We start from the raw sequence: 24,246 nt of genomic DNA on the forward strand, positions 1-24,246 counted from the left end.
GAAATGCATTAGACAGTTCCGATCAGCATGAAGCGCGTATAATTTTTTGTCGGCAGTTCGCCGGAGAACCGCACCTCCCGTAGCGCCGCCATTGCTTCGAAGGCTGCCAGCGAAGCCACGCAGTTGACGTGCGTCGGCTCGCTGAAATAATCGTTCGATTGCAGCAGAACATTCGTGCCCAGCGGAAGCAGAGCAAGCCAGGCGCGCAGATCGGCTATATGTTCGCAGCTCGTATTGACCGTCAGGTCGGGCCGCTCGGCCGCATAGTCGAGTGCATACATATCTGCCGTCAGCGCCCGGAACCGGTCGCCGGCTTCCCGATTGAGGGTCCGGGCGACGGGCGCGACTTCGGGATCGATGTCGATGCTATCGACCGCCGCGATGTCGAAGCGGGCATCGTTGAAAAGCATTGCCGGCAACACGCCATACCAACCACCCAGAACCCATATGCGCCCGAACCGGCCGCCGCAGCTTTCGAACAGCCTATCGAGCGCCCACATCTTGCAGGCGACCTGTTTGTGATTGAAGGCGTTGGCGATATCGGCGTTCGGGTGCTTGGCGATGACGCGCGCCAGCCCTGCCACGAGAGGGTTTTTGACATAGGCCGCAATTCCTCGGGTGAGGTCCAAGGCTTGCTCGTGCCCGTCCATGCCGGCATTGCGCGGTTGCGTGACATCCATCATATTCGCCTTGTATGTTGGGATTTCGGGCGACACAACGCAATCTTGCTGAGCGCAGCACTACTTCCGTGCACTGCAGCTTCGAGCTTGTCATTGGCGACGAAGAAATTGCCGATACGCCATTCGCCAGCAGGTGCTTTTGCATCCATCCTTCCAACTGAGGTCCACAGTCGCATATGGAACCCAGCCTAGCCCGCTATATCTGGACGCACACCAAGAAGCAGCAGGTCTGGATATTGCTGATCGTCGTGCTCTCGATGATCCCGTATTTCATGTCCTTCAACTTGCCGAAGCTGATCGTCAACGGCCCGATCCAAGGCCGCGGCTTCGAGCAACCCGGCGCGACCCTGCCTTTCATGAGGTTGCACTATAACCTGCCGTTGATTGGCGAGGTCCTGTTCTTCTCCGGTTTTCAGCTCGGCCGCAAGGCGACGCTGCTTGCCCTGAGCATCGTGTTCCTCTTGCTGGTCGTCATCAACGGCCTGTTCAAACTCTACATCAACACCTACAAGGGCCGTCTCGGCGAACGCATGCTGCGGCGTATCCGCTTCGATCTGGTCGATCGTGTGCTGCGGTTTCCGCCGATTTACTTCAAGCGGGTGAAATCCGCCGAAGTGGCGACCATGGTGAAGGACGAGGTGGAGCCCTTGGGCGGCTTCATCGGCGATGCCTTCCTGCAGCCGGTGCTGCTCGGCGGCCAGGCGCTGACGGCCATGCTGTTCATCATGGTCCAGAACGTCTGGCTCGGAATGATAGCGGTCGTGATCGTGGTGATCCAGATCGTGCTCATCCCGCGAATGCGGCGGCGGCTACTCGTGCTCGGGCGCCAACGACAATTGACGGCGCGCGCGCTTTCGGGCCGGGTTGGCGAAATCGTCGACGGCATCGGCGCGGTTCACGTCCACGATACGTCAAACTACGAGCGCGCCGACATAGCTGCCCGGCTCGGGCTCATCTTCAAGATCCGCTTCGATCTTTACCAATGGAAATTCATGGTAAAGTTCCTCAACAATTTTCTCGCGCAGCTCACGCCCTTTCTGTTCTACATGATCGGCGGGTATCTGGTCATCGGGGGCCGGCTGGACGTCGGCCAACTCGTGGCCGTGATCGGCGCCTACAAGGACTTGCCCGGACCGATGAAGGAACTGATCGACTGGGATCAGGATCGGCAGGATGTCCAGGTCAAATATCAACAGGTCGTTGAACAGTTTACCGTCGATGACATCATTGCGCCGGGAATCGGAGCACTGACGATCGACGATCCCGGTCCGATGACAAACCCGCTGTCGGCGGTCGGTCTGTCCATGGCAGACGATGGCGGTTCAATGCTCCTCAACCGTATCTCCATGCAGGTCAAGCCGGCTGAGACGGTGGCGCTGGTAAGCACCCCAACAGGTGGAGCGGAGGCGCTAGCAGAAGCCTTCGCGCGGCTGAACTGGCCGGACAGTGGAAGGGTCACTTCGGGCACCGACGACCTGCTTGAACTCCCGGAAGCAGTGACCGGCCGGCGCATGTCCTATGCCTCGTCGGATGTTTTCCTGTTCCAGGCAAGCCTCCGCGATAACCTGCTCTACGGGTTGAAACATGCGCCGCTGACACAGGTGACTTATGACGGTGCCGCGGCAGACCAGCACCGCTGGAACATTGACGAGGCGCGTCGGTCGGGCAATCCGGATCTCGACATCCACAGCGACTGGATCAACTATGCTTCCGCCGGGGCTACCGGACCGCACGACCTCTTTGAAGCCGTGCGCCGGGTGCTCGACGCGGTTCTTCTGTCGCGCGACATTCTGGATCTTGGCTTGCGCTCTTCGGCCGACCTCACGCGTCACACGAAGCTTGCCGGGCGGATCGTCGAACTGCGTGCAGCGCTGCGAACCCGGCTGGAACAGGAAGGGCTGCGCGAACTGGTGGTTCCTTTCGAGCCGGGCGCTTACAACACGGAAGCGACGATCGGCCAGAACCTGCTTTTCGGCGCGGCCGCCGGCCCCGAACTGGCCGACAAGGCTCTGGCGGCCAATCCCTATTTTGCTTCCGTGCTGAAGCAAGCCGGCCTTGACCGCACGCTCTACGAAATGGGCATGGAGATCGCCGAACAGGCGATCGAGCTGTTTGCCGACCTGCCGCCCGATCACCAGTTCCTTCAGCAGCTCGCCTTCATGAGCGCCGAAGAGATCCCCACCTACGAGACCTTGCTGCAGCGGCTCAAGAACCGTCCCTACGAGGCGGTTTCGGAGGCCGACCGCGCCATGATTATCACCTTGAGCTTTGCCTATATCGAGCCCCGGCACCGCTTCGGCCTGCTGACCGGCGAGCTGATGAGCAAGATCGTCGCCGCACGCAACCAGTTCTATGAAAACCTGCCGTCCGAGCTGCAAAACGCGATCGAACGGTATGATCCTGCCAAATACATTGCCGCGGCCACCGTCATGGACAATGTCCTGTTCGGGCGTGTGGGTAACAACCATCCCGACGCGCCGGACCGCATACGCTCCATCGTCTATGAAATTCTTGACGAGCTGGGGCTTTATGCCGAGCTTCTGGATGTCGGCCTGGATTTCAACGTCGGCGCCGGCGGCAGGCGGCTGACCGCTGGACAGCGACAGAAGCTCGATGTTGCCCGGGCCCTGCTCAAACGTCCCGATTTTCTCATTCTCAACCGGCCGCTGTCGGCGCTCGATCAGCGCATTCAGGACAAGGTGCTGCGAAACGTGCTCGAGGAGGCCAGACGCGACAGCCATTCGCCGGCAATTGTGTGGGTCGTGACGAGTCCGGCAATGGCGATAGGGTTCGATCGCGTTATCGTCTTTGACTCGGGTCAATTGGTGGAAGACGGTACACACGAGACACTTTTGGCAGGGAACGGTATTTTCAAGGAACTTCTGTCATAGTCTGGCAGACGCGAATTTAGGAAGGTTTGCGACAATGCTGCTCAAGGATGAAGTTGGAATGCTGCAACGCGTTCCCTTGTTCTCTGGCATTGAGCCGGCAAAGCTCAAGCTGCTCGCGTTCACATCCGATCGCGTGAACTACGGCGCCGGCCAGATTCTTTTCCGGCAGGGCGACGAGGCAGACGCCGCCTATGTCATCCTTTCAGGCAGGGCGGATATTCTGGTCGATTCCGACAGCGGGCCGATAAAAGTTGCCGAACTGCTGCCAAATTCGATCGTCGGCGAGATCGCCATATTGTGCAACAGCTCCCGCACTGCCACCGTCAGAGCGGCAAGTGATCTGGAGGCTTTGAGAATCCGCAAGGATCATTTCCTGAGGCTTATGAAGGAGTTCCCGGAAATGACGATCGAGATATTGCGGGTTCTTGCCGATCGGCTGAGCCATACGACCGCGGATCTGATCGACGCACGAACCGCCTAGAGCCACGATGGGCGAAAAATAGTATGGACGACGATTTTTTCCTGGTCAGATTCTGGGGCGTGCGCGGCAGCATGGCGGTATCCGGGCCAGAATTCGCTCGCTATGGCGGCAACACAAGCTGCATTGAGATGCGATGCGGCAAGCATACGCTTCTGTTCGACGCGGGGTCTGGCCTGCGGCCTGCCGGCAGGTCGTTTCAGGCGGCGGACGTGACCGATTTCGACCTGCTTTTCACCCATTGCCATTACGATCACATCATCGGGCTGCCGGCCTTTGCGCCGATCTTTGACCCGAGCGTCAAGCTTACCGTTTGGTCCGGGCATCTTGCAGGACGCATGACGACCCGGCAGATGATCGATGAGTTCATACGGCCGCCGTGGTTTCCGGTGAAAATGGACGTCTGCAAGGCAAAGCTCGACTGCCGCGATTTCGTGTCCGGAGACGTGCTTCGGCCGCGCGAAGGGGTGGTGGTTCGGACCGGCAGCCTTACCCATCCGGGCGGCTGCATAGGCTACCGAGTCGAATGGGGCGGCCGCGTCGTGGCCGTGATCACGGACACCGAGCACGAGACGGGCAAGCTCGATCAGTCGGTGCTCGACCTGATCGACGATGCAGACCTCGTCGTTTACGATTGCACCTATACCGAGAAGGAAATGGAACGCCGCCGCGGTAACGGCCACTCGACATGGCAACAGGGCGTCAAGCTCTGTGAGGCGGCCGGTGCGCGGGGGCTCGCGCTGTTTCACCACGATCCAGCACGCACCGACGAGCAACTGGACGAGATGGAGAAACTGGCCGAGGACAGGTTTGCCGGCGCGTTTGCCGCGCGGGATGGCCAGACGCTCAAATTTCCAGTCTCATCGCATAAAAAGCGCTGAGCTATTTTCTTCTACCGGCGCTGCGCGCGATCAATGTCCTGATCGGAAGCCATGCGCAGGCTTCAGTCCGTGCGGTGACCGCGAACAGCCGTTCGAGGAAAAGCCATGCCGATTCATCATGTACGAGATGGTGAGTGAGCAGGCCGACCGGTTCGTCGTCGAATGCATGCTGCAAGTGCGCGATGATTGCCTGGACCAATAGGCCGTGATCGCGGCAGGCGCGCGTGCCAGGCCAATCCATGATGTCGACATTGCTGTTGATGACCGCCAGCGAAGCCTGCTTCGGCGGCCCATAGACCGACAATGCCGCAAATCCTATCAATCCAAGGTCGGATACCAGGCCGGCGTCGATCCTGTTCCAGGGGGGCACCAGCATCGGAACGGTGCGCGCGCCGTGCAGGCCGGTTACGTGCGACAGCCCGCCAGCCAGTTCATCGAGCACCGCCTCGCGTGGCCGATGGGCGCCGAGTTCCTGCTTTTTCTGACCCTCGGGCGCATGATTTCGATGCACCCATCCATGGATGGCGACCGTGGCATGCGGCGCCTCGTCAAGCCGGGCGACCAGCTTCTCATCAGTGAGGGCCGGAATGACGGCCAGAGTGACTGGAACCGCGAATTCACCGGTGAGGTCGAGCAGCCGATCAAGCGCAGGCGTCGGATCCACGGCATCATCGTCGCGCAGCCAGAACTCTGCCTTACGACCCGCCCGTTGCCGGCCCGCCAGTTCTTCCACCAAGGGCTGCCAGATCCGATCGGACGATGTCATGAAACCGGGACCTTCGGAAGAAGTTCGGCCAGATGCGCCGCTGCAACGCCGAGGGAACGTTCTTCAAGGATGAAACGTCTGGCTTCTGCAGCCATGGTGGTTCTTTCATCGTTACGGGCCAGAAGCCTTTCAATGGCAGAAGCGAACGCCGCCACATCGCGCGGCGGGGTGAGAAACCCGGTCTGGCCATCTCGCACGACTTCCGGCACGCCGGCGATGTGCTGAGCCACCACCGGAAGGCCGGCGGCCTGTGCTTCAAGATAGGCAACGCCATAGGCCTCGCCGTAACCCGGCCAGACGTAAATTCCTCCGCCATAAAGGATATCCGGCACTGCGGCTGGCTCAATCGCGCCAAGCCATTCGATACGGTCGGCGGCAAAGCCGGCGAATTGCGCCTTGACCTCGTCACGGGCAGGCCCGTCGCCGACGACCGACATGGTCCAGGGCAGGTGGCCGATCAGACCGAGCGCTTGCGCCAGCATGCGATAGCTTTCGACTTTGTCGCCCGGGCGCATCATGGCAACGGCAACGAGGCGCGTTGGACAACCTCGTGCCGGCATTTCCTGGAATACCGATGTGTCGATAAAGGGCGACAGCATATCAACAGCGACCCCGGGTATCGCATCTGCCAGGCCCTGACGATCCCGTTGCGTGAAGCAGATGTTCAGCGCCGCCTGTTCGACGGCTCGCACCACCAACGCCTGCGTATCGGCCCACAAACCGGCATTGCGCCGCCTCGAATAGGAGGCTTCCGCCGTCACGTATGGGACAGCAAAGGTCGACGCCAGCTCGGGCCCGATCAGGTCGGGCGCTTTGTAATAGGGATGATAGCAGAACCATAGATCGGGCTTGCCGTCACGATCCCAAAGCCTGGTCAGCCGCGCGGCTTCCTCTCGGGCCTCTATCTTGAGCGCATCGAAACTTTTCGGCTCCGGTTCGCGTAGATAGAAGCGCAATTCGGATGCCAGTTCGACGCTGTGTCCTCCATGCTCCAGCGCCTTGACCAGCGTGCGTGCCATCTGGCGGTCGCCGGAGGCAACGGAATGATTGGGCGACTTCAGCGGTGCGTAGAAGGCAATTCGCATTGCGCGACCCTATCATCGGAAAGCATGCGCAAGTCAATTTCGAAGCATCATCGACTTCACCTTCAAGCAGTGGAATGTGCTATCTGATGCTCATGGAAACAGCTGCCGCGTCGGACCCGTTTGTCGCTTCTCTGCCGGTCTTCGCAAAGTTCGAAAGCGTTGCCGATATCGACAACTATCGGCCTCTCCCCGATGGCTGGGCGCTGGCCACCGCCGACATTGTCGGCTCGACAAAGGCGATCGAGACTGGACGCTATAAGACAGTCAATATGGCTGGCGCCAGTGTCATTTCGGCCCTGCTCAATGCGCTGGGTCGGCAAGATCTTCCCTTTGTCTTCGGCGGCGACGGGGCGCTCGTCGCATTTCCCGGCTCGGCGGTGGAGACCACCCGCAACGCGCTGGCGGCTGTCCAGAGATGGGTGGCGGACGAACTGGACCTAACCCTGCGTGCCGCAATCGTGCCGATAAAGGATATTCGAGCGCAAGGCCTCGACGTTCGCGTGGCAAGGTTCCAAGCATCCGATGCGGTCTTCTATGCCATGTTCGCCGGCGGTGGCGGCAGTTGGGCGGAAGCCGAGATGAAAGCGGGGCGCTACCGCGTCGATCCTGCGCCGGCCGGCGCACGGCCGGATCTGACCGGCCTCTCCTGCCGCTGGAACCCGATCGAAACCCGGCATGGCGAAATCGTCTCGATCATAGCCATACCGGGGGCGTCGCGCGACCTGCGCGGTTTTCAGTTTCTGGCATCCGACATCATCGCCCTTGCCGGCAGGCAGGAACGCGATGGCCACCCTGTGCCGGTGAACGGGCCGGACTACAGCTTGCTGCCCGCCGGCCTCGATATTGAGGCGCGGGCCACGGCGCCGGCAGGACGGCGGTGGCTGTCGAAGCTGTGGATAGTGTTCCTGATGACGCTTACGGCCGTCACCGACAGATATGGCTGGACGATCGGCAGTTTCGATCCGAAGATCTACAAACGCGACGTGGCCAGCAATTCGGATTTCCGGAAATTCGACGACGGCTTGAAGATGACCATCGACGTTGACGCTGATGTGTTGCAACGGATCGAGAACCGGCTGAAACAGGCGGAAGAGGCGGGCATCTGCAACTATGGCCTGCACCGCCAGAAATCGGCCTTGATGACATGCCTGGTCGCCTCGCCGCTGCAGCGCGATCACGTTCATTTCATAGATGGTGCCGCCGGCGGCTATGCGATGGCTGCCGCAAGCTTGAAGGCAAAGTTGCCGGTCTGATGGCGGCTTGCGAGAATCCATTTTCCGCAATATGCCCCGGCCATGGTTCCTGGGACCGTGGTAAGCCGCGCCTGGCAGCGGCCAGCCTATCCGAATTAACGGGAAAGCAGATTTTTGGACGCTTCACGATCGGCATATGACCGTCTGCTGAACCGTATCTCGACGCACGCCGCGCGAGTCGGCGTGATCGGATTGGGCTATGTCGGGTTGCCGCTGGCAATTGCGGTCGCACGGGCCGGCTTCCCGGTTTTCGGCTTCGACATCGAAGCCCAGAAGGTCGAGAGCCTGAACAACGGCCAATCCTACATTGAGGCGGTGACGTCGACAGCCCTTGCCGGCCACGTGGCGAGTGGACGGTTCCGCGCCACGGCGGATTTTGCCGAACTGTCCGTCTGCGATATCATCATCATCTGCGTTCCGACGCCGCTGACGAAAAACCGTGAGCCGGACCTCTGCTTTGTCAGGAACACGACTGGCGTCATCGCAAAGCATCTGCGTCTCGGCCACCTCATCGTGCTGGAATCTACCACCTATCCCGGCACCACCGACGACGTGATCAAGCCCATACTGGAAGAAACCGGTTTGCAGTCGAAGATAGACTTCTTCCTCGGCTTCTCGCCCGAACGCGAGGATCCCGGCAACCGCAACTTTGAAGTCGCGACGATCCCCAAGGTCGTGGCAGGTGACGGCATCGAAGCTGCGACGCTCGTGCAGACTTTCTACCAAGGCGTGGTCAAAACCGTCGTTCCGGTTTCCAGCACGGCGACCGCCGAGGCAGTCAAGCTGACGGAAAACATCTTCCGTTCGGTCAACATAGCCCTCGTCAACGAATTGAAGGTCGTGCTCGGGGCGATGGGCATCGACATCTGGGAGGTGATCGAGGCGGCCAAGAGCAAGCCCTTCGGCTACATGCCTTTCTATCCTGGCCCCGGATTGGGCGGGCACTGCGTTCCGATCGATCCCTTCTACCTGACGTGGAAGGCGCGCGAATACGAACTGCCGACCCGCTTCATCGAGCTGGCGGCAGAGATCAACACTGCTATGCCGCGTCATGTGGTCGATGAACTGGCGAAAGCACTGGACCGGCGCTGCGGCAAGGCGCTCAGCCGCTCGCGCATTCTCATCATCGGGCTCGCCTACAAGAAGAATGTGCCCGACATCCGCGAAAGCCCCTCATTGCGGCTCATTGAACTCATCGAGGAATGGGGCGGCAAGGCGGAATTCCACGATCCGCATGTTCCCGAGATCCCGGCCACAAGAGAGCATATGGCGATCAAGGGGCGCCGCTCGGTCGAATTGACCGAGGCGGCCTTGAAGGATTTCGATGCCGTCGTCGTTGCAACCGACCATGACGCGATCGACTATCAGACAATCGCTGATCACGCCCTTCTGATCGTCGACACACGCAATGTTTTTGGCCGTCTCGGGCTACTCCGAGAGACGGTGGTGAAGGCCTGACGGCGTCCCAGCCGGCAAATTTTTTGCCCGATGCCAGGATCGTGATTGCACTCCGGCCGCGGCTTCGCCACATAACGCCACAAGACATGAATGCAGTTAAGCCTGTCCCTTGGTTGCAAGGACAGTCATTCGGGAAATTCCTTCGCCGTTCTGCCGTCGAAGCCGACGTCGTTGACTTTGGGGTATCTTTGGGTCGCCGGCGGACTGTATTATGGCGGATCGACGGATAATGGCTCCGTCTTCGACGGGTTTCGAGGTGGTATGAGCACGGCGCAAGCAGAAATTTCCACAATTCTCATGGATAAGGTTGCCGACTGGCTGACTCAGTCGGCGCTGGCGGGCAATGAGCTGGAAACATTGGTAAAGGGGTTTTGCGAACGGCTGGCTGCTGCCGGCCTGCCGCTGAAGCGGGTGCATTTGAGCTTTTCGATGCTTCATCCGCTTTATGACGCGCTTGGCTTCACCTGGATTCGCGGCCAAGGCATGGAAGTGGAAGGCTTCCGCAAAAAGGACGGCGTTCATTCTGACAGGTTCCTGACCAGCCCATACTACTATCTGCTCAGCAACAAGCTCGACCATCTGCGGCGCCGGCTCGACCCGTCGGTCCCGACGGAATTTCCTGTTTTCGATGAACTCAGGCTTATGGGCGTGACCGATTACATGGCTTTCGTCCATCCCTTCAACGGCAATACCAGTCAGGGCATGATCGGGTCCTGGTCCACCGACAGTGCTTCAGGTTTCAGCGAGAGCATGATTTCGGCGCTGCTGCGTATCCAAAACCATCTCGCCATCGCAACCAAAATGGCGGTGCTCACCAAGTTGGCCGACAACATGATGACCACTTATCTCGGCGGCGACGCCGGCAGACGCGTGCTGGACGGCCAGATCAAGCGCGGCGAGGGCGACACAATCCGGGCCGCACTGGTCATGGCCGATATGCGCGGGTCAACAAGGCTTGCCGAAACTTCCGGCCGCGAAATCTACATCGATACGCTGAACCAGTTTTTCGATGCCATTGCTACACCTTTCAATCGCAAAGGCGGGCAGATCATGAGTTTCATAGGTGATGGCTTCATTGCCGTCTACCCTTGCGAAAGACATCGCTCGCATTCCGAGACCGCCTGCCAGTCTGCTCTGGCGGCAGCGCACAAGGCCACTGCGCGCATGGTGGATCTCAATCTGCGAAGGAAGGAAAAGGGGTTGTCCGACATAAAATTTGGCATCGGCCTGCATGTCGGCAACGTGATGTTCGGCAATGTCGGGCTTACCGACCGGCTCACATTCTCTGTCTTCGGCTCGGCTGTAAACGAGGTCCAGCGCCTCCAGACCCTGACCAAGAAATATCCGCACCGCGTTCTCGCCACCAAAGACTTCGCCAGCTATTGCGGCGCCAGCAGCTGGCTGACGCTCGGCAGCGAGGAACTGGCGGGGATCAAGCAGAAGCTGACGGTGCTTTCACCCGATCTGTCGGGCGCTCTCGCACTCGATGAAGACGGTGCGCTGGAGCCGATTTACGACCGGAGATCGGAGGCCGAGCAGGTCATGCTGCTTCATCGCGATGCCGCACGGCAGTCGGCGGGCGACCCGAGGAAGCTCCAGTAGCCCACCCCAATCTGATCCGAACGCCTTTGGTAAGCAGTCCGGTCGCCGGTTCCGCCGCTGGCGACCGTGTCGAATCCAAGTTGCTCTAGACTGGCAATGCGCTAGTCTCTCGCTTTCTGCACGTTGCCAGAGTGGGGCTGGTGTGAGAATGAATTCGGGCGTTGATCTACTACGGGTCGAAGATCTTGGCATCTCTTTTGCCATTATCGGGGGACCGTTGCACGCCGTCAGGCGTGCAAATCTTCGCGTCCTTCCCGGCAAGGTCACCGCGCTTGTGGGCGAGTCCGGTTCCGGAAAATCGGTTCTTAGCCAGGCAGTGATGGGCATTTTGCCGAACACCGCCCATGTTCGTGGCCGTATCCTGTTTTCCGATCCTGAAAAGCCCGGCACGACACAGGATATCCTGCAGATGCCGCGTGATGGACCCGAAATCCGGGCGTTGAGAGGCAGCCGCATCGGCAAGATCTTTCAGGAGCCGATGATATCGCTTTCGCCGCTGCACACGATCGGCAACCAGGTCAGCGAATCCCTGCAGATTCATACGCCCATGGCTCGGGCGGAGCGCAAGGCGCGGACCGAGGAAATGCTCAGCCTTGTCGGCTTTCCCAATCCCAAACGCGCCTATGACATGTATCCGTTTGAACTTTCGGGGGGATTGCGTCAGCGCGCCATGATCGCCATGGCGCTTATCTGCCGGCCCGCACTGTTGATTGCCGACGAGCCGACGACGGCGTTGGATGTCACCATCCAGGCGCAGATCCTGCAATTGCTGCGCGGGCTTCAGAGCAAGCTGAATATGGCGATGCTGCTGATCACGCACGACCTCGGCGTTGTCGCCAATGTCGCCGACGAGGTGGTGGTCATGTACCATGGCGAGATCATGGAAGCGGGACCTGTCGAGGCGATATTCCGCCGGCCAGGTCACCCTTACCTAAAGGGCCTGATGGCGGCCGTTCCGCATTTCGACCTGAAGCCGGGCGAGAGGCTAAAGGCGCTCCGCGAGGTGCCGGTGAACGTCGGCACCCTGCTGGGCAAGCAGACGGCGCCGGCATCGAAAGGGCCGGACGACATCCTGTTGTCGGTCAGGGATCTGACAAAGGTTTTTACCATCCGCAAGTCCGGATGGTTCGGCGGGGATCGTCAAACCTCTGTTCGCGCCGTGGACGGCGTGAGCTTCGATATCAGGCGGGGCGAGTGCCTGGGCCTGGTCGGCGAAAGTGGTTGCGGCAAAACCACCGTCAGCAAGATGCTCATGCGGGCTGTCACGCCTAGCGGCGGCTCTGTGATCTTCAATGGCCGCGATGGACCGATCGACGTATTGGGAGGCGACAGAGACGCCCTGCGCCTGCTGCGCGCGAAAATCCAGATGGTCTTTCAGGATCCGGTTTCGTCGCTTTCACCTCGCATGACGGTGGAAAATATCTTGAGCGAGCCGCTGGAAATCCATCAACGTGGCAATGCCGCGTCCAGACTAGCCACCGTCAAGAGCCTGATGCAGGCAATCGGGCTCGATCCGCGCTTCATCAAGCGTTATCCCCACAGTTTCTCCGGCGGGCAGCGTCAGCGTATCGGCATTGCGCGCGCGTTAGCCCTGGGGCCAGAACTCCTGATCTGCGACGAGCCGGTTTCGGCGCTCGATGTCTCTGTCCAGGCGCAGATCCTAAACCTCCTGAAGGACCTGCAGAAGGAACTGGGCCTGACCTACCTGTTCATATCCCACAATCTGGCGGTGGTGGACTACATGGCGGACCGCATCGCGGTGATGTGCGGCGGGCGTATCGTCGAGCTTGCGCCGCGCGAAATTCTGCTCAGGAAACCGGTCCACCCCTACACACGCTCACTGGTCGCCGCAGTCCCTTTCCCCGATCTCGACCGGCCGATGGATTTCAAGACGCTGAAGCTCGGCGGCGCTTCCGACGCCAGCGCATGGGGACCGCAATTCCACGACGAGGGCGAAGAGGATACGCTGTCGCCGATCGATCTTGGCGGCGGCCACCTCGTGCTGGCCCGACGTTTGGCCGATGTCAGTGAGTTGCGCCATTGATCACCCGTCGCACCCTCCTTGGACTCATGGCTTCGGCACTTCTGCCGGGCACGTCGCGCGCTGGCGATTTGGAGCCGGATTTTCTTCAGCCGGAGCTGAAGGCCAGGGCTCTGCCGGCACTCGCAGAGCGCCTGCCCAAGAGCCCGCGCGTATTGAACCTCGCTGCGATGGGCCGGCAACCCGGCCAGTATGGCGGCACGCTGCGCACGATCATCGGCAGCCAGAAAGATATCCGGATGATGACGATCTACGGATATGCCCGCCTGGTCGGCTATGACGAAAAGCTCAACTTGCAAGCCGACATTCTCGAAAGCTTCGACGTAGCGGATGATCGCGTCTTCACGTTCAAGATTCGGGAAGGGCATAAATGGTCCGACGGCAGCCTGCTGACGCCGGAGGATTTTCGCTATTGCTGGGAAGATGTCTGGCTGAACGATGAGCTTTCGGAAGGCGGGCTCGCCCCTGCCCTGCTGGCGGACGGCAAGCCGCCACGTTTCGAGATCGTCGATCCGTTGACTGTCCGCTACAGTTGGGATGCGCCAAATCCCGACTTCCTGCCCAAGCTTGCCGCTGCCTCGCCGACACCGCTTGTTTTGCCGGCCGCCTATCTCAAGCAGTTCCACAAGAAATACCAGGATCCATTCCGGCTCGCCGGCCTGATGAAGGAGAACCGGGTCGCGAAATGGACGCTCCTGCATATCCGCATGTCGCGGCAGTATCGCCCGGAGAATCCGGAGCTGCCCACGCTCGATCCCTGGCAGAACCGGACCAAGCCGCCGGCTGAGCAGTTCATCTTCGAGCGCAACCCGTTCTTTCATCGAATAGACGAGAATGGCCGGCAACTGCCCTATGTCGACCGGATTGTCATGAATGTCAGCTCGTCGGCGATCATTTCCGCCAAGACCGGTGCGGGGGAGAGCGACCTGCAATGCATGGGAATTGACTTCAGCGATTACTCCTTCCTGAAGGATGCGGAGAAGCGTTACCCCGTGAAGATGCATCTCTGGAAACGCACACAGGGTTCGCGGCTGGCGCTGCTGCCCAATCTGAATTGTGCCGACCAGGTGTGGCGTGGCCTTTTGCGTGACGTGCGCGTGCGCCGCGCACTTTCGCTCGCCGTGGACCGGCGCGAGATCAATATGGCCGTGTTCTACGGATTGGCGCAGGAAAGCGCCGATACGGTCCTGCCGGAGAGCCCGCTCTACCGGCCGGAATTCGCGAAGGCCTGGGTTGCCCATGATCCCGACCAGGCCAATGCCCTGCTAGACCAGGTCGGGCTTCAGACACGTGACGATGACGGCCTGCGGCTACTTCCCGATGGGCGCCCGGCGCAGATCATCGTGGAAACTGCCGGCGAAAGCACGCTGGAAACCGACGCGCTCGAACTCGTCACCGATCACTGGCGCAAGATCGGCATCGCCCTGTTCATCCGGACTTCGCAGCGCGACATCTTCCGCAGCCGCGCGCTTGGCGGCGAGATCATGATGTCGATGTCGTCGGGCATCGACAATGGCGTGCCGACCGCAGACATGAACCCATACCAGCTGGCCCCCACCATCGACGACCAGCTGCAATGGCCGCTCTGGGGCGCTTACTATCTGTCCCATGGCAAGATGGGTGAGGCGCCCGATCTTCCTGAAGTGGTCGAGTTGATGGCTTTGCTCAAGCGCTGGAACGCATCGACCAAAGCCACGGAGCGCGCCGAAATCTGGAATTCAATGCTGTCGATCTACACTGATCAGGTGTTCTCGATCGGTACGGTGAACGAAACACTTCAGCCCATTCTGGTGTCCTCGCGGCTGCGCAATCTGCCTGACAAGGCACTCTTCGGCTATGACCCGACCGCCTATTTCGGTGTCTACATGCCGGATACATTCTGGCTTGGAGGCTCCTGAGCGTGCTTCGATATATTGTCTGGCGCATCGCTGTGATGGTTCCAACGCTGCTGGTCATATCGGCGCTGGTGTTCACCATCATCGAACTTCCACCGGGTGACTATTTCGACAGCTATGTCGCCGAGCTTCGGGCCCAGGGCGAAGCGGTGGATTCCGATCGCATCCAAATGATGCGGAAGGAATATGGTTTCGACCAGCCGCCCGTCATTCGCTACTTCTACTGGGTCGGCGGGATGCTGCACGGCGATTTCGGCTATTCCTTCGAGTATGAGCTGCCGGTTCGCGACGTCGTCGGGGACCGAATGTGGCTGACCGTGCTGGTTTCCTTCGTCACGATCATCTTCACCTGGCTCATCGCCTTTCCTATCGGCATGTACTCCGCCACGCATCAATACAGTTGGGGCGACTACGGCCTTACTCTCTTCGGCCTTCTCGGCCTTGCCATTCCGAATTTCATGCTGGCGCTGATCCTGATGTATTTCGCCAATATCTGGTTCGGCACCTCCATCGGCCATCTCATGGACCCGCAATATCTCAGTGAGCCGATGACCTGGGCCAAGGCGAAGTCGATCCTCGCCCATCTCTGGATCCCGGTCTTGATCATCGGCACCGGGGGCACGGCAAGCATGATCCGGCGGCTGCGCGCCAATCTACTCGATGAGCTTCACAAGCAATATGTCGTGACCGCGCGCGCCAAAGGCCTTCATCCCTTCAAGGCGCTCGTCAAATATCCGCTGCGCATGGCGCTCAATTTCTTCATTTCCGACATCGGCTCCATCCTGCCGGCCATCATATCCGGTGCCGAAATCACTGCGATAGTGCTGTCTTTGGAAACGACGGGGCCGATGCTGATCAGAGCGCTGCAAAGCCAGGACATGTATCTGGCAGGGTCTTTCCTGATGTTCCTCGCCTTCCTGACGGTGATCGGTGTCCTGATTTCCGACCTGGCGCTGGCGCTGCTTGATCCACGAATTCGTTTGCAGGGCGGCAGCACCAAATGAACACGCAATCGCCCCTGCCCGCTCCGGGTGCCCCGCTGCAACACTACGTTTCCATCGCGCCTTTTGACCTGCAATCCGTCGAGGCGATGACGGCGGAGCAGTCGAAGGTCTTTCAGGCGTCGCAGTTGCGGCTGATGTGGTGGAAATTCCGACGGCACCGGCTTGCCCTTGTGTCCGGCATATTTCTGGCAGCGCTCTATTTCGGGATACTGATCTGCGAGTTCCTGGCGCCCTACAATCTGCACACGCGCAACATGGACTACATCTATTCGCCGCCGCAGCGGGTGCACCTGTTCCATAACGGCCAGCTTGTCGGGCCCTTCGTCTATGGTCGCCAGATGACGCTGGATATGGACACACTCAAGCGGAACTACATCGACAACCAGGATGATGTTCAGCGGATTCGTTTCTTCTGCAAGGGCGACAGTTACCGGTTCTGGGGCCTGGTCGAAGGTGACTGGCATTTTGTCTGTCCTGCCGAAAACGGCCAGCTCTTTCTGGCCGGCACCGACAGGCTGGGGCGCGATGTGCTCTCGCGTATCATCTATGGCGCACGCATTTCACTGACAATCGGCCTTGTCGGCATCAGTTTCAGCTTCCTGCTCGGCATTGTCATAGGCGGACTGGCTGGCTATCACGGCGGTATCTTCGACCTGATCGTTCAACGGATAATCGAAGTTCTGCAATCGATCCCCAGCATTCCGCTATGGCTGGCTCTGGCGGCGATCATGCCGATAACCTGGAGTCCAATCCTGATCTATTTCGGCATCACCGTTATCCTCGGGCTGCTCCACTGGACCGGACTGGCGCGGGCCGTGCGTTCAAAGCTTCTGGCCTTGCGCGAGGAGGATTACGTTCTGGCCGCGCAATTGATGGGCGCCAGCAGCAGCCGCATTATCCGGCGGCACCTCATTCCCGGTTTCATGTCGCATCTGATCGCGACGGCGACGATCTCCATACCCGGCATGATCCTGGGCGAGACGGCGCTGAGCTTCCTTGGGCTGGGCCTGAGGCCACCGACAACCAGCTGGGGCATCCTGCTAACCGAGGCGCGCAGCGTCAGCGTGATCGCGTTCTATCCATGGCTGCTTTTGCCGATGCTCCCCGTCGTTCTCGTCATCTTGGCGTTCAACTTCCTCGGCGACGGCTTGCGGGACGCCGCAGACCCCTACAAGTGAGATCGCTATTCCGTCGCGCCGGGCCGCCGGCTCCACCCGGTATGGTCCCTGCCGGCCGCCCGTACGGTTATTGCAGTGTTCATCGTCCGCCCGTATATGTGCCGACACGCAATCGAGATTAGCGCCTCGCCTTCGGGATGCACTCGTGAACCGTTCTTCGCGGGCATTGCCGATCTCTTGATCTGGTTCAGGACACACAAAAGCATATGAGTCGTCTCGAGAATTTCATCAGCAGGATGACCGCACAGCGTGACATTCTCGATCACGTCTGCCCCGAGGTGGCGAAGATGGAGGGGCTTGTGCTCGAGCTCGGCCTCGGCAATGGCCGGACGTTCCACCATCTGCGCGAGCGCCTGCCCGGGCGTCGGATCGTGGTGTTCGACCGCGAAGTCGGCGCACACGCCAGCTCAATTCCCGAAGCTGAAAACCTCGTGCTCGGCGAAATACGCGAGACGGCCCGCAAGTTCATTGGCATCGAAGCCGCCCTTGTTCATGCCGACATCGGCACCGGCTATGATGATCGCGATGCAGTGACCGCTACCTGGCTTCCCGATCTGATTGCGAGCATGCTTCGCGTCGGCGGCTTCGCGGTCAGTGGCACGCCGCTCGATCACCCGCTGCTGCAACGCCTCCCGACGCCGACGTCCGAGCCCGCCGATCGTTATTTCCTCTGCAAGCGCGTGTGAGCGGCCGAGAGCGCTTCACGGAAACGCTGCTCCAACGCAATTCCCAAGAGAAAGCGTTTCACGCTTTTCCTGGAATTGCTCTGGAATTCCTCAGGTGATTGTATACACCGCGATCTCCCGCTCGATGCCGCGCAGCGAGACCTCGTGAGGCACGGGCGTCAGCGCGTTCCTGCGCAACAGATCGGCGGTGAGACTGTCGTCGACCACCGCACGGGTGGCGAAGATTGCCTGTGGGTTGGCCAGGTTCTGGACCCGTGATGCAATGTTGACCGTCTGGCCAAAATAGTCCTGCCGCTCGTTCATGGACACTGCGATGCAAGGGCCGGCATGGACTCCGATCTTGAGCAGCAGATCCTCGCGCCCGCTTTTTTCATTGAGCGCACGCATGGCCTCGCGCATCCTGAGGGCCGCGGCAATCGCACGATCAGGCGTCGCGAAGGTCGCCATCACCGCATCACCGATCGTCTTCACAACCGCGCCCGCCTCCGCCGCGACAATCTCGTGCAGCACCTGGAAATGCTCGCGCACGAGATCGAAGGCTGAAAGATCGCCCACCCGCTCGTAAAGCTCGGTCGATCCGCGCAGGTCGGTGAACAGGAAGGTCAGGCTGGTGATCTTCAGCCGCTGGTTGATGTCGAGCGTGTCTGTGCGATAGAGATCGCGGAACGTCTGGTTGGTTAGCAGGCGCTTGGCGGTCAGGAAGGGCCGGCGCTTGCCCAGGAAATCATGCAATGCGTGGCCGGCGATGAAGACCGTCGGCAGCACGCGGGTGTCGGTCCTGTTTTCCAGCGAAATGCGCAACGGGCCGGGTTGCATCTCCAGCGTCTGGCTCTGGACATGGTCGCGGTCGAAAACCAAGGAGAGGCTTCGGCGCTCCTTTGTTGGTTCGCCCTTAGCGTCAATGAACTGCGCTGAATGCGTGACCGGCTCAAAGATGATGACGAATTCAGACGGAAGCTGTATGGGCAGAACCGCCTTTTCACCGGGCGCAAGCTCGATATCCTCGAGCGAGAACGCTTCCACCTTCTCCGCGAAATCCTCTTCCGGCAGATCGGCGCCGGACGCCCAGTAGATCTGGCGGAAGTATTCTATCAACGGCAGTTCGTGCGGATTGTGGGCGGCAATCCTGCGTATGCGGGGACTGACGGTGAATGTCACCTCGACCATCTCGTCGAGGGTCGGCGAATAGCCCTGGGAGCACAGCGCGCAGGTGTATTCGTCCTTCTGCATTGTTTTCAGCGTGGCGTTGGTGTCGAGCACGCCGCCGCAGCCGGGGCACAGAACATTCCAGGAGATGTCGAAGATGCCCACCCGCGCCGCATGGAGAAAGGCGCTGATGGTGCGTTCCTCGTCGAGGCCATTCTTGCTGGCGAAGGCCAGCGCATTGATGCGGCAAAGTTCGTGGTCCTTGCCCTCGGCGATGGTTCGCCGGATCGCGTCGATTGCCTGCGGATCGACATCGGTCGATTGCCGCAGAAGCGAGAACAGATCCTGAGCTTCGGTCATCGTGCAGGCTCCGGAAAATGCGCCTCCCAGGCGTGGTTCGCCGGACCGGTCTTCGGTCCGCGCACACCATCTTACGTCGAAAGGGATCAAACGGCCATTCGAATGGATAGATCTGGTGACACCTCAATTTGAATTCGGCGGATTTTCACCGGCCGCAAGCGGCACTATGATGGGTACATGGCGCATTCATCTTTGGGGCTTTCTCCCGTGCCGACATCCGACAACCCGCCATTTCCCGCGGCATTGCGGCTTTTCTCGGCAGGGGTCATTATCGTCTTGATCGTCGGCGCCGGCCTGTTTTTCGCGCCTGCGTTGGTCAAGCCGCGCTGGCCCTGGCCCGTCACGCCATTCAGTGCCCGCTTTCTCGGCGGCTTCTACACCGCCGAAATGGCAGTGATGGCGGCGCTCTTGTTCTGGAATCGCTGGTCGCCGGGCAGGCTCGTGCTGGTCATGGCTCTCATCTTCACCGTAATCGTGTCGGCGGTTTCGTTGATCAATCTCGGCTATTTCAACTTTGGGCGCAAAGCGACCTGGCTCTGGTTTCTGGTCTATCTTGGTTCGGTCGCGGTATCCGGGTTGTTCCTGTGGCGGGCAAGGGCCCGTCCGTCAGCAAATGGCGTGACCCTAAGCCCCGCATGGCGCAGCTACATGTTGGCGGAAACGGCGGTCCTTGGGGTCTATGGCTTCGGCATGTTGCTGTTTCCCCTGATGGTCAGCAGCACCTGGCCATGGCCGGTCGATCCCTTCCACGCCCAGGTCTACAGCGCCATTTTCTTTGCCGGCGCTGGCGGCACTTATCTCGTCTGGAAAAGTGCGCCGCGCGAAGAATTGCTGGTGCTAGGCCTGGCGCAATTTCTGGTCGGCTTGCTTTCCATTCTTGGCCTCGTTATCACCAACGCCGCGGTGCACCGGATCGACTGGACGGCGGCCGCTACATTGGGCTGGCTCGCCCTTTTCGGCTGGATCGGCATCAGCGGCGGCTTCAAACTCTACACGGCCTCCCGGTGTTTTGGTTCGCAATCGGCAGCATAGGCTGCAGAGACGGCTGGATTTTCAGGTGACGTCCGGTGCATCGTGCCGGCCGATTGCCTTCGCCGGGAAAGTCATGACCAGCACGACATCGCCATCCGAGAAAATCCAGCCGCAGCTCCGGGCCGTCCGGGCAAGCGATGCGGAGGCGCTTTGCGCTATCTTCAACATGCCGGGCTTCCGCTGGGGGACGCTCAGGATGCCCTTCGAGACGGTGGATCAGGTGGAGCGGCGCATCGCCAAGTCCGGCCAGGAAACCACCTGGATCGTCGCCGAATTGGACGGCAAGGTCGTCGGCCATGGCAGCCTGGTCGTGCAAAGCTCGCCACGCCGTTCGCATATCGGCGAGATCAATATCGGCCTAGATGATGGCTTTGTCGGCAAAGGTATCGGCTCTGCCATCCTTGGCGCTCTGCTTGACGTGGCCGACAACTGGCGCGCCCTGAAGCGGGTCGAATTGACCGTCTATGCCGACAACGAGCCGGCCATCCGTCTCTACACCAGCCACGGCTTCGAGGTTGAAGGCCGGCATGTGAAGGCCGGTTTTACCAACGGGCAGTATCACGACCTCCTGAGCATGGCCCGGTTGCGGTTCTGATGACCGCCGTCTTCGCCCCAGTCCCCCCCGTGGAAATTCTGGCTGTGCTGTCGCTGCTCTGCCCGGAAGTCGCGCGTGACATCGAGCAGAACTGGAATGCTCCAGTTTCCGACTACGCCCGCCATCTGTGGCGGCCGGTGGCAAGGCCTGCATCCGGCCCGGCGATCGCTGCCCGCTCGATCCTGCGCGAGGTCCTGCACCAACGCCTCGGCGTGATCATGCAGCCTGAGGAAATCGGCAAGGCCCTCGACGAGTTCGAGCACAGACCGGTGATTCAGTCCGGTCTGCACTGCCTGCTTCTGATGGACCGGATCACCTTCGATGCCCTCCTGCTTGCCTGGCTCGGCGCGGTCGAAAACGAGCTGTCAGCCTTCGTCGGCTTCATGGGAACGACGATGACCATGGAGACAATTGGCCGGGAGGGGCCTGGATGGCTTGATCTCGGAGACGACAAGGTCAACCTGTTTGGCATGGGGCGCCACAAGCTGTGCAGCAAAAGCGCCTGCGCGGCCGGTCCCGTCTCCCTCAACAAGCGCGCGCTCGAAGCGATGGGCGATGAAACGGATGCCAGCCGCTGGCTAGGTACACTGCTTGCCAGTCAGGATAAGGTCTTTGGAACCGCCGCCGATGCCATGACAGCCCTCAACGAGGATCTGGTCGCCAATTGGGATCGTTCCGGCATGGCCCTGCCGGTTTTCATCGATGATCGGCTTGCCGCGGCTGTCATGGCGCGGCACCTACAATATGACGGCAGTCTTCTTTCCAGGCTGCTCATCGAACCCGCAAGACGCCAGCGTCTCGAATATGCCTTGCAAGAGGCCGCATCGGGCCCATTCGGCAGATTCCTGCCCAATGCCACGGACTATTTCTGGGGCATCCGCGAGGAGCGCGTGCGCAAGCTCGTTCTTGAGAACGGGTACCTGATCGAGCCCGACAAGCCGCATTGTCTTTCCATCCCGTTCGAGCGGCCGCATCTCAAGCAGGCGCTGCTGGACGGCGTGCTGCTGCCGAACTTGTTCCTGACGTTCCTCGTTCTTGCCATATTGCCGCGGGTGCGGGTTGTCGGCGGCCTGAGACAGATCGGCTATGTAGCGCTTTTCCACTCGATCCTCCTGGCTGCGTTGGACGAAACCGCGCCGGAAGAGCGAGAGCTGGCTGCGGAGTTGCAGGTAAGGGAAAATGCCTGGGGCACCCGGGTCATCGATGAAAAGATCTCGGTCCGCGAGCAGCTTGCCGGCCTCCCGGACGGGGCGCTCTTCCCGGACCTGCTCCGGCAATACCGTTCGCGGACATTTGCAGAGACGACCGACAACCTGAAACTGGTTCGCGAAAACGAGCGATGGCGCAAGATCGGCCAAGCCTACGGCGTCTGATCCGGCCGCATGGCCTCACCTGTCATTGCACTATACCGGCCTTGCGGAGCCCCTCCACCACGAGTTCGAAATCGGCAGGGTTCTTGTAGGGCAGGACTTTGCGACGGTATTCCAGCGAATAGTCGGGATTGACGCGAAGCACCTCCTGCCATGCTGCCCGGGCCTCGGCGAAACGGCCCAGATGGCCGTAGCTGGCGGCCAGAAGCGCCCGCGAGACGTCGGTGACAGCGTTGCGAGCCAGCCGTTGCATTAGGAGGTCAACGGCCTCTTCGTACCTTCCCAGTTGAAACAAGGCCAAAGCCTGGAAGTGCAGAAGCACATCAGGAAAATAGGGATTCAAGATCTTCCCCCGGGCAAAACTCTCGAGGGCGTCCTCGGATCTGCCCGAATAGTACAGCGCCTCGCCGAGAACGACGTGCGCTTCGGCGAAGTTCGGATTGAGGACTAGCGCGCGCTCGGCCTCGTCGATGGCCCCATCGTGTCGTCGTGTGTACAGCTTGGCAATAGCAAGCGCCCAGTGCGCCCAGGGATCGCTGCGATCCAGCGTCACCGCTCGCGTTGCGGCCTCTTCCGCTTGCGCCATCGATTCCGGCGGCGACGCACTCCACCGGTTCAGGTAATCGAGTCCGTGCGTGAGGGCCAGGAATGCGTGGGCAGAGGCAAACTTCGGGTCCAGTTCGATGGCACGTTGCAAGAGGTCGCGGGCCGCGACGTTCGTTTCCCTCGTCAGCCGGTGCCACAGCTCCCTGCCCCGCAGGAAATAGTCATACGCCTCCGTGTTGCGCGGGTACTCGGGCGCCAGCCGCTGCCGATCACCCTCAGTCAGATTGAGCGCCAGCGCGCCGACGATCTGCTGCGTCACGTCGTCCTGCACGGCGAATATGTCGGTCAGGTCGCGATCGAACCGCTCCGCCCAAAGATGGCCGCCCGAAATTGCATCGATGAGCTGCGCGGTGATGCGCACCCGGTTCCCCGACTTGCGTACGCTGCCCTCAAGGACATGCCGCACGCCGAGTTTCGTGCCCACCTCCTGCACATGGACGTTCTGGCCCTTGAACGTGAACGACGAATTGCGTGCGATGACGAAGAGTTGCGACAGTTTCGACAGCGCCGTGATGATGTCTTCGGAGATGCCGTCGGCGAAGTAGTCCTGTTCGGCGTCACCGCTCATGTTGGCGAACGGCAGCACGGCGATCGACAGCTTCGGCGGCGCTGCCGTCGCCGGCCGGCTCGTCGCGGTTTCCGAGGTCGCGGCCGCCTTGGTCCCGGCGCTGCCGACTAGCAGCGAATAGACCCTGATCGGCTCGGCGATGTTCTTGAGCTGTGTGCTGCCGAGATCGCTGACCGAGAGGTCGAGCCTCGCCTTGACCTGGCGATAGGCATCCTCGGACAGGCAGATGGCGCCGGGTGCCGCGAGCCCCTCCAGACGCGAGGCGATGTTGACGCCGTCGCCCATCAGGTCGCCGTCGCTTTCTTCGACCACATCTCCCAGATGGATGCCGATCCTGAACTCGATACGTCGGTCCTGCGGCACGCCGGCATTGCGCTCAACCATACCATTCTGAACCTCTATGGCGCAGCGCACGGCATCCACCACACTCCGGAACTCAACCAGCGCCCCATCGCCGGTGCGCTTGATCACCTGGCCGTGGTGCACTGCGATGATCGGATCGATCAGGTCGCTGCGCAGTGCCCGCAACCTCGCCAAAGTACGATCTTCGTCCGCGCTCGCGAGCCGGCTATATCCGACCACATCCGCAGCTAGAATTGCGGCTAGCTTACGATTCTCGCTCAACGGTCCGTCTCCTCACCTCCATGATAGCAGGAAGACCGAACCAAGAG

19 protein-coding genes are annotated in these 24,246 nt (G+C 60.6%); 14 read left to right on the forward strand and 5 right to left on the reverse strand.

Going from position 1 to position 24,246, the window contains the following annotated elements:
* Positions 1-8: 8 nt before the first annotated feature.
* Positions 9-680, reverse strand: a complete 672-nt coding sequence (locus LB536_RS02345; protein WP_140808305.1) for a class I SAM-dependent methyltransferase — start codon at positions 678-680, stop codon at positions 9-11.
* 176 nt (positions 681-856) lie between these two features.
* Between LB536_RS02345 and LB536_RS02350 the strand changes: the two genes are divergently transcribed.
* The 3 genes from LB536_RS02350 to LB536_RS02360 are packed head-to-tail and all read left to right on the forward strand — an operon-like array spanning position 857 to position 4,930.
* Positions 857-3,571, forward strand: a complete 2,715-nt coding sequence (locus LB536_RS02350; RefSeq protein WP_224589972.1) for an ABC transporter transmembrane domain-containing protein — start codon at positions 857-859, stop codon at positions 3,569-3,571.
* A 34-nt stretch (positions 3,572-3,605) separates the two neighbouring features.
* A complete protein-coding gene (locus LB536_RS02355) occupies positions 3,606-4,052 on the forward strand; it encodes a cyclic nucleotide-binding domain-containing protein (RefSeq protein ID WP_140756786.1) in 447 nt (148 codons plus the stop codon).
* Positions 4,053-4,075: 23 nt separating this feature from the next.
* Entirely contained in the window at positions 4,076-4,930 is an 855-nt protein-coding gene (locus LB536_RS02360; protein WP_224589973.1) for an MBL fold metallo-hydrolase, read from the forward strand.
* Between the two features lies 1 nt (position 4,931).
* Here the strand turns inward: LB536_RS02360 and LB536_RS02365 are convergent, their stop codons facing one another.
* Together LB536_RS02365 and LB536_RS02370 are read right to left on the reverse strand one after the other, a co-directional pair.
* Positions 4,932-5,696 carry a polysaccharide deacetylase family protein gene (locus LB536_RS02365; protein WP_224589974.1) on the reverse strand — a complete coding sequence of 255 codons (765 nt, stop codon included), beginning with the start codon at positions 5,694-5,696 and terminating at the stop codon, positions 4,932-4,934.
* Positions 5,693-6,781: a glycosyltransferase family 4 protein gene (locus tag LB536_RS02370; protein ID WP_224589975.1), complete on the reverse strand. Its 1,089-nt coding sequence runs from the start codon at positions 6,779-6,781 to the stop codon at positions 5,693-5,695. Before LB536_RS02370 ends, LB536_RS02365 begins: the two co-directional genes overlap by 4 nt.
* Positions 6,782-6,873: 92 nt before the next feature.
* On the opposite strand from LB536_RS02370, the gene LB536_RS02375 reads away from it, so the two are divergent.
* The 8 genes from LB536_RS02375 to LB536_RS02410 all read left to right on the forward strand — a co-directional run bounded on the left by LB536_RS02375 (position 6,874) and on the right by LB536_RS02410 (position 17,898).
* Positions 6,874-8,034 (forward strand): DUF3095 domain-containing protein, encoded by a 1,161-nt coding sequence (locus LB536_RS02375; RefSeq protein ID WP_140757053.1) that lies wholly within the window; start codon positions 6,874-6,876, stop codon positions 8,032-8,034.
* A 114-nt stretch (positions 8,035-8,148) separates the two neighbouring features.
* Positions 8,149-9,492: a nucleotide sugar dehydrogenase gene (locus LB536_RS02380; protein ID WP_224589976.1), complete on the forward strand. Its 1,344-nt coding sequence runs from the start codon at positions 8,149-8,151 to the stop codon at positions 9,490-9,492.
* 261 nt (positions 9,493-9,753) lie between these two features.
* Positions 9,754-11,094, forward strand: a complete 1,341-nt coding sequence (locus LB536_RS02385; RefSeq protein ID WP_140808409.1) for an adenylate/guanylate cyclase domain-containing protein — start codon at positions 9,754-9,756, stop codon at positions 11,092-11,094.
* 148 nt (positions 11,095-11,242) lie between these two features.
* A complete protein-coding gene (locus tag LB536_RS02390; RefSeq protein ID WP_140757049.1) occupies positions 11,243-13,138 on the forward strand; it encodes an ABC transporter ATP-binding protein in 1,896 nt (631 codons plus the stop codon).
* Positions 13,139-13,164: 26 nt separating this feature from the next.
* The gene (locus LB536_RS02395; RefSeq protein ID WP_411908781.1) at positions 13,165-15,033 is read left to right on the forward strand and encodes an ABC transporter substrate-binding protein; all 1,869 of its coding nucleotides are present in this window, start codon (positions 13,165-13,167) and stop codon (positions 15,031-15,033) included.
* Positions 15,034-15,035: 2 nt separating this feature from the next.
* Entirely contained in the window at positions 15,036-16,034 is a 999-nt protein-coding gene (locus LB536_RS02400; RefSeq protein WP_224589978.1) for an ABC transporter permease, read from the forward strand.
* Entirely contained in the window at positions 16,031-17,212 is a 1,182-nt protein-coding gene (locus LB536_RS02405) for an ABC transporter permease (RefSeq protein WP_224589979.1), read from the forward strand. Before LB536_RS02400 ends, LB536_RS02405 begins: the two co-directional genes overlap by 4 nt.
* A 206-nt stretch (positions 17,213-17,418) precedes the next feature.
* Positions 17,419-17,898 (forward strand): class I SAM-dependent methyltransferase, encoded by a 480-nt coding sequence (locus LB536_RS02410; protein ID WP_224589980.1) that lies wholly within the window; start codon positions 17,419-17,421, stop codon positions 17,896-17,898.
* A gap of 90 nt (positions 17,899-17,988) precedes the next feature.
* Here LB536_RS02410 and LB536_RS02415 read toward each other — a convergent pair whose 3' ends face one another.
* Positions 17,989-19,404 (reverse strand): adenylate/guanylate cyclase domain-containing protein, encoded by a 1,416-nt coding sequence (locus LB536_RS02415; RefSeq protein ID WP_224589981.1) that lies wholly within the window; start codon positions 19,402-19,404, stop codon positions 17,989-17,991.
* A 177-nt stretch (positions 19,405-19,581) separates the two neighbouring features.
* Here LB536_RS02415 and LB536_RS02420 point away from each other — a divergent pair, with 177 nt between their 5' ends.
* The 3 genes from LB536_RS02420 to LB536_RS02430 all read left to right on the forward strand — a co-directional run bounded on the left by LB536_RS02420 (position 19,582) and on the right by LB536_RS02430 (position 22,404).
* Positions 19,582-20,436: a hypothetical protein gene (locus LB536_RS02420; RefSeq protein WP_224589982.1), complete on the forward strand. Its 855-nt coding sequence runs from the start codon at positions 19,582-19,584 to the stop codon at positions 20,434-20,436.
* A gap of 73 nt (positions 20,437-20,509) precedes the next feature.
* Complete coding sequence (locus LB536_RS02425) at positions 20,510-21,031, forward strand: GNAT family N-acetyltransferase (RefSeq protein WP_224589983.1); 522 nt, start codon at positions 20,510-20,512, stop codon at positions 21,029-21,031.
* The gene (locus LB536_RS02430; RefSeq protein WP_224589984.1) at positions 21,031-22,404 is read left to right on the forward strand and encodes a hypothetical protein; all 1,374 of its coding nucleotides are present in this window, start codon (positions 21,031-21,033) and stop codon (positions 22,402-22,404) included. The genes LB536_RS02425 and LB536_RS02430 overlap by 1 nt, the downstream gene beginning before the upstream one ends.
* Positions 22,405-22,426: 22 nt before the next feature.
* Here LB536_RS02430 and LB536_RS02435 read toward each other — a convergent pair whose 3' ends face one another.
* Positions 22,427-24,199 carry an adenylate/guanylate cyclase domain-containing protein gene (locus tag LB536_RS02435; protein ID WP_224589985.1) on the reverse strand — a complete coding sequence of 591 codons (1,773 nt, stop codon included), beginning with the start codon at positions 24,197-24,199 and terminating at the stop codon, positions 22,427-22,429.
* Positions 24,200-24,246: the final 47 nt, after the last annotated feature.

The sequence above is a fragment of the Mesorhizobium sp. ES1-3 genome, assembly GCF_020164795.1.
In the GTDB taxonomy this organism is placed as follows: domain Bacteria; phylum Pseudomonadota; class Alphaproteobacteria; order Rhizobiales; family Rhizobiaceae; genus Mesorhizobium.

Coding starts and splice junctions, on each gene's coding strand:
- LB536_RS02410 (WP_224589980.1), top strand. CDS start 17,419: ATGAGTCGTCTCGAGAATTTCATCAGCAGGATGACCGCACAGCGTGAC.
- LB536_RS02370 (WP_224589975.1), bottom strand. CDS start 6,781: ATGCGAATTGCCTTCTACGCACCGCTGAAGTCGCCCAATCATTCCGTT.
- LB536_RS02365 (WP_224589974.1), bottom strand. CDS start 5,696: ATGACATCGTCCGATCGGATCTGGCAGCCCTTGGTGGAAGAACTGGCG.
- LB536_RS02385 (WP_140808409.1), top strand. CDS start 9,754: ATGAGCACGGCGCAAGCAGAAATTTCCACAATTCTCATGGATAAGGTT.
- LB536_RS02345 (WP_140808305.1), bottom strand. CDS start 680: ATGGATGTCACGCAACCGCGCAATGCCGGCATGGACGGGCACGAGCAA.
- LB536_RS02420 (WP_224589982.1), top strand. CDS start 19,582: ATGGCGCATTCATCTTTGGGGCTTTCTCCCGTGCCGACATCCGACAAC.
- LB536_RS02415 (WP_224589981.1), bottom strand. CDS start 19,404: ATGACCGAAGCTCAGGATCTGTTCTCGCTTCTGCGGCAATCGACCGAT.
- LB536_RS02405 (WP_224589979.1), top strand. CDS start 16,031: ATGAACACGCAATCGCCCCTGCCCGCTCCGGGTGCCCCGCTGCAACAC.
- LB536_RS02390 (WP_140757049.1), top strand. CDS start 11,243: ATGAATTCGGGCGTTGATCTACTACGGGTCGAAGATCTTGGCATCTCT.
- LB536_RS02350 (WP_224589972.1), top strand. CDS start 857: ATGGAACCCAGCCTAGCCCGCTATATCTGGACGCACACCAAGAAGCAG.
- LB536_RS02425 (WP_224589983.1), top strand. CDS start 20,510: ATGACCAGCACGACATCGCCATCCGAGAAAATCCAGCCGCAGCTCCGG.
- LB536_RS02360 (WP_224589973.1), top strand. CDS start 4,076: ATGGACGACGATTTTTTCCTGGTCAGATTCTGGGGCGTGCGCGGCAGC.
- LB536_RS02430 (WP_224589984.1), top strand. CDS start 21,031: ATGACCGCCGTCTTCGCCCCAGTCCCCCCCGTGGAAATTCTGGCTGTG.
- LB536_RS02375 (WP_140757053.1), top strand. CDS start 6,874: ATGGAAACAGCTGCCGCGTCGGACCCGTTTGTCGCTTCTCTGCCGGTC.
- LB536_RS02395 (WP_411908781.1), top strand. CDS start 13,165: ATGGCTTCGGCACTTCTGCCGGGCACGTCGCGCGCTGGCGATTTGGAG.
- LB536_RS02355 (WP_140756786.1), top strand. CDS start 3,606: ATGCTGCTCAAGGATGAAGTTGGAATGCTGCAACGCGTTCCCTTGTTC.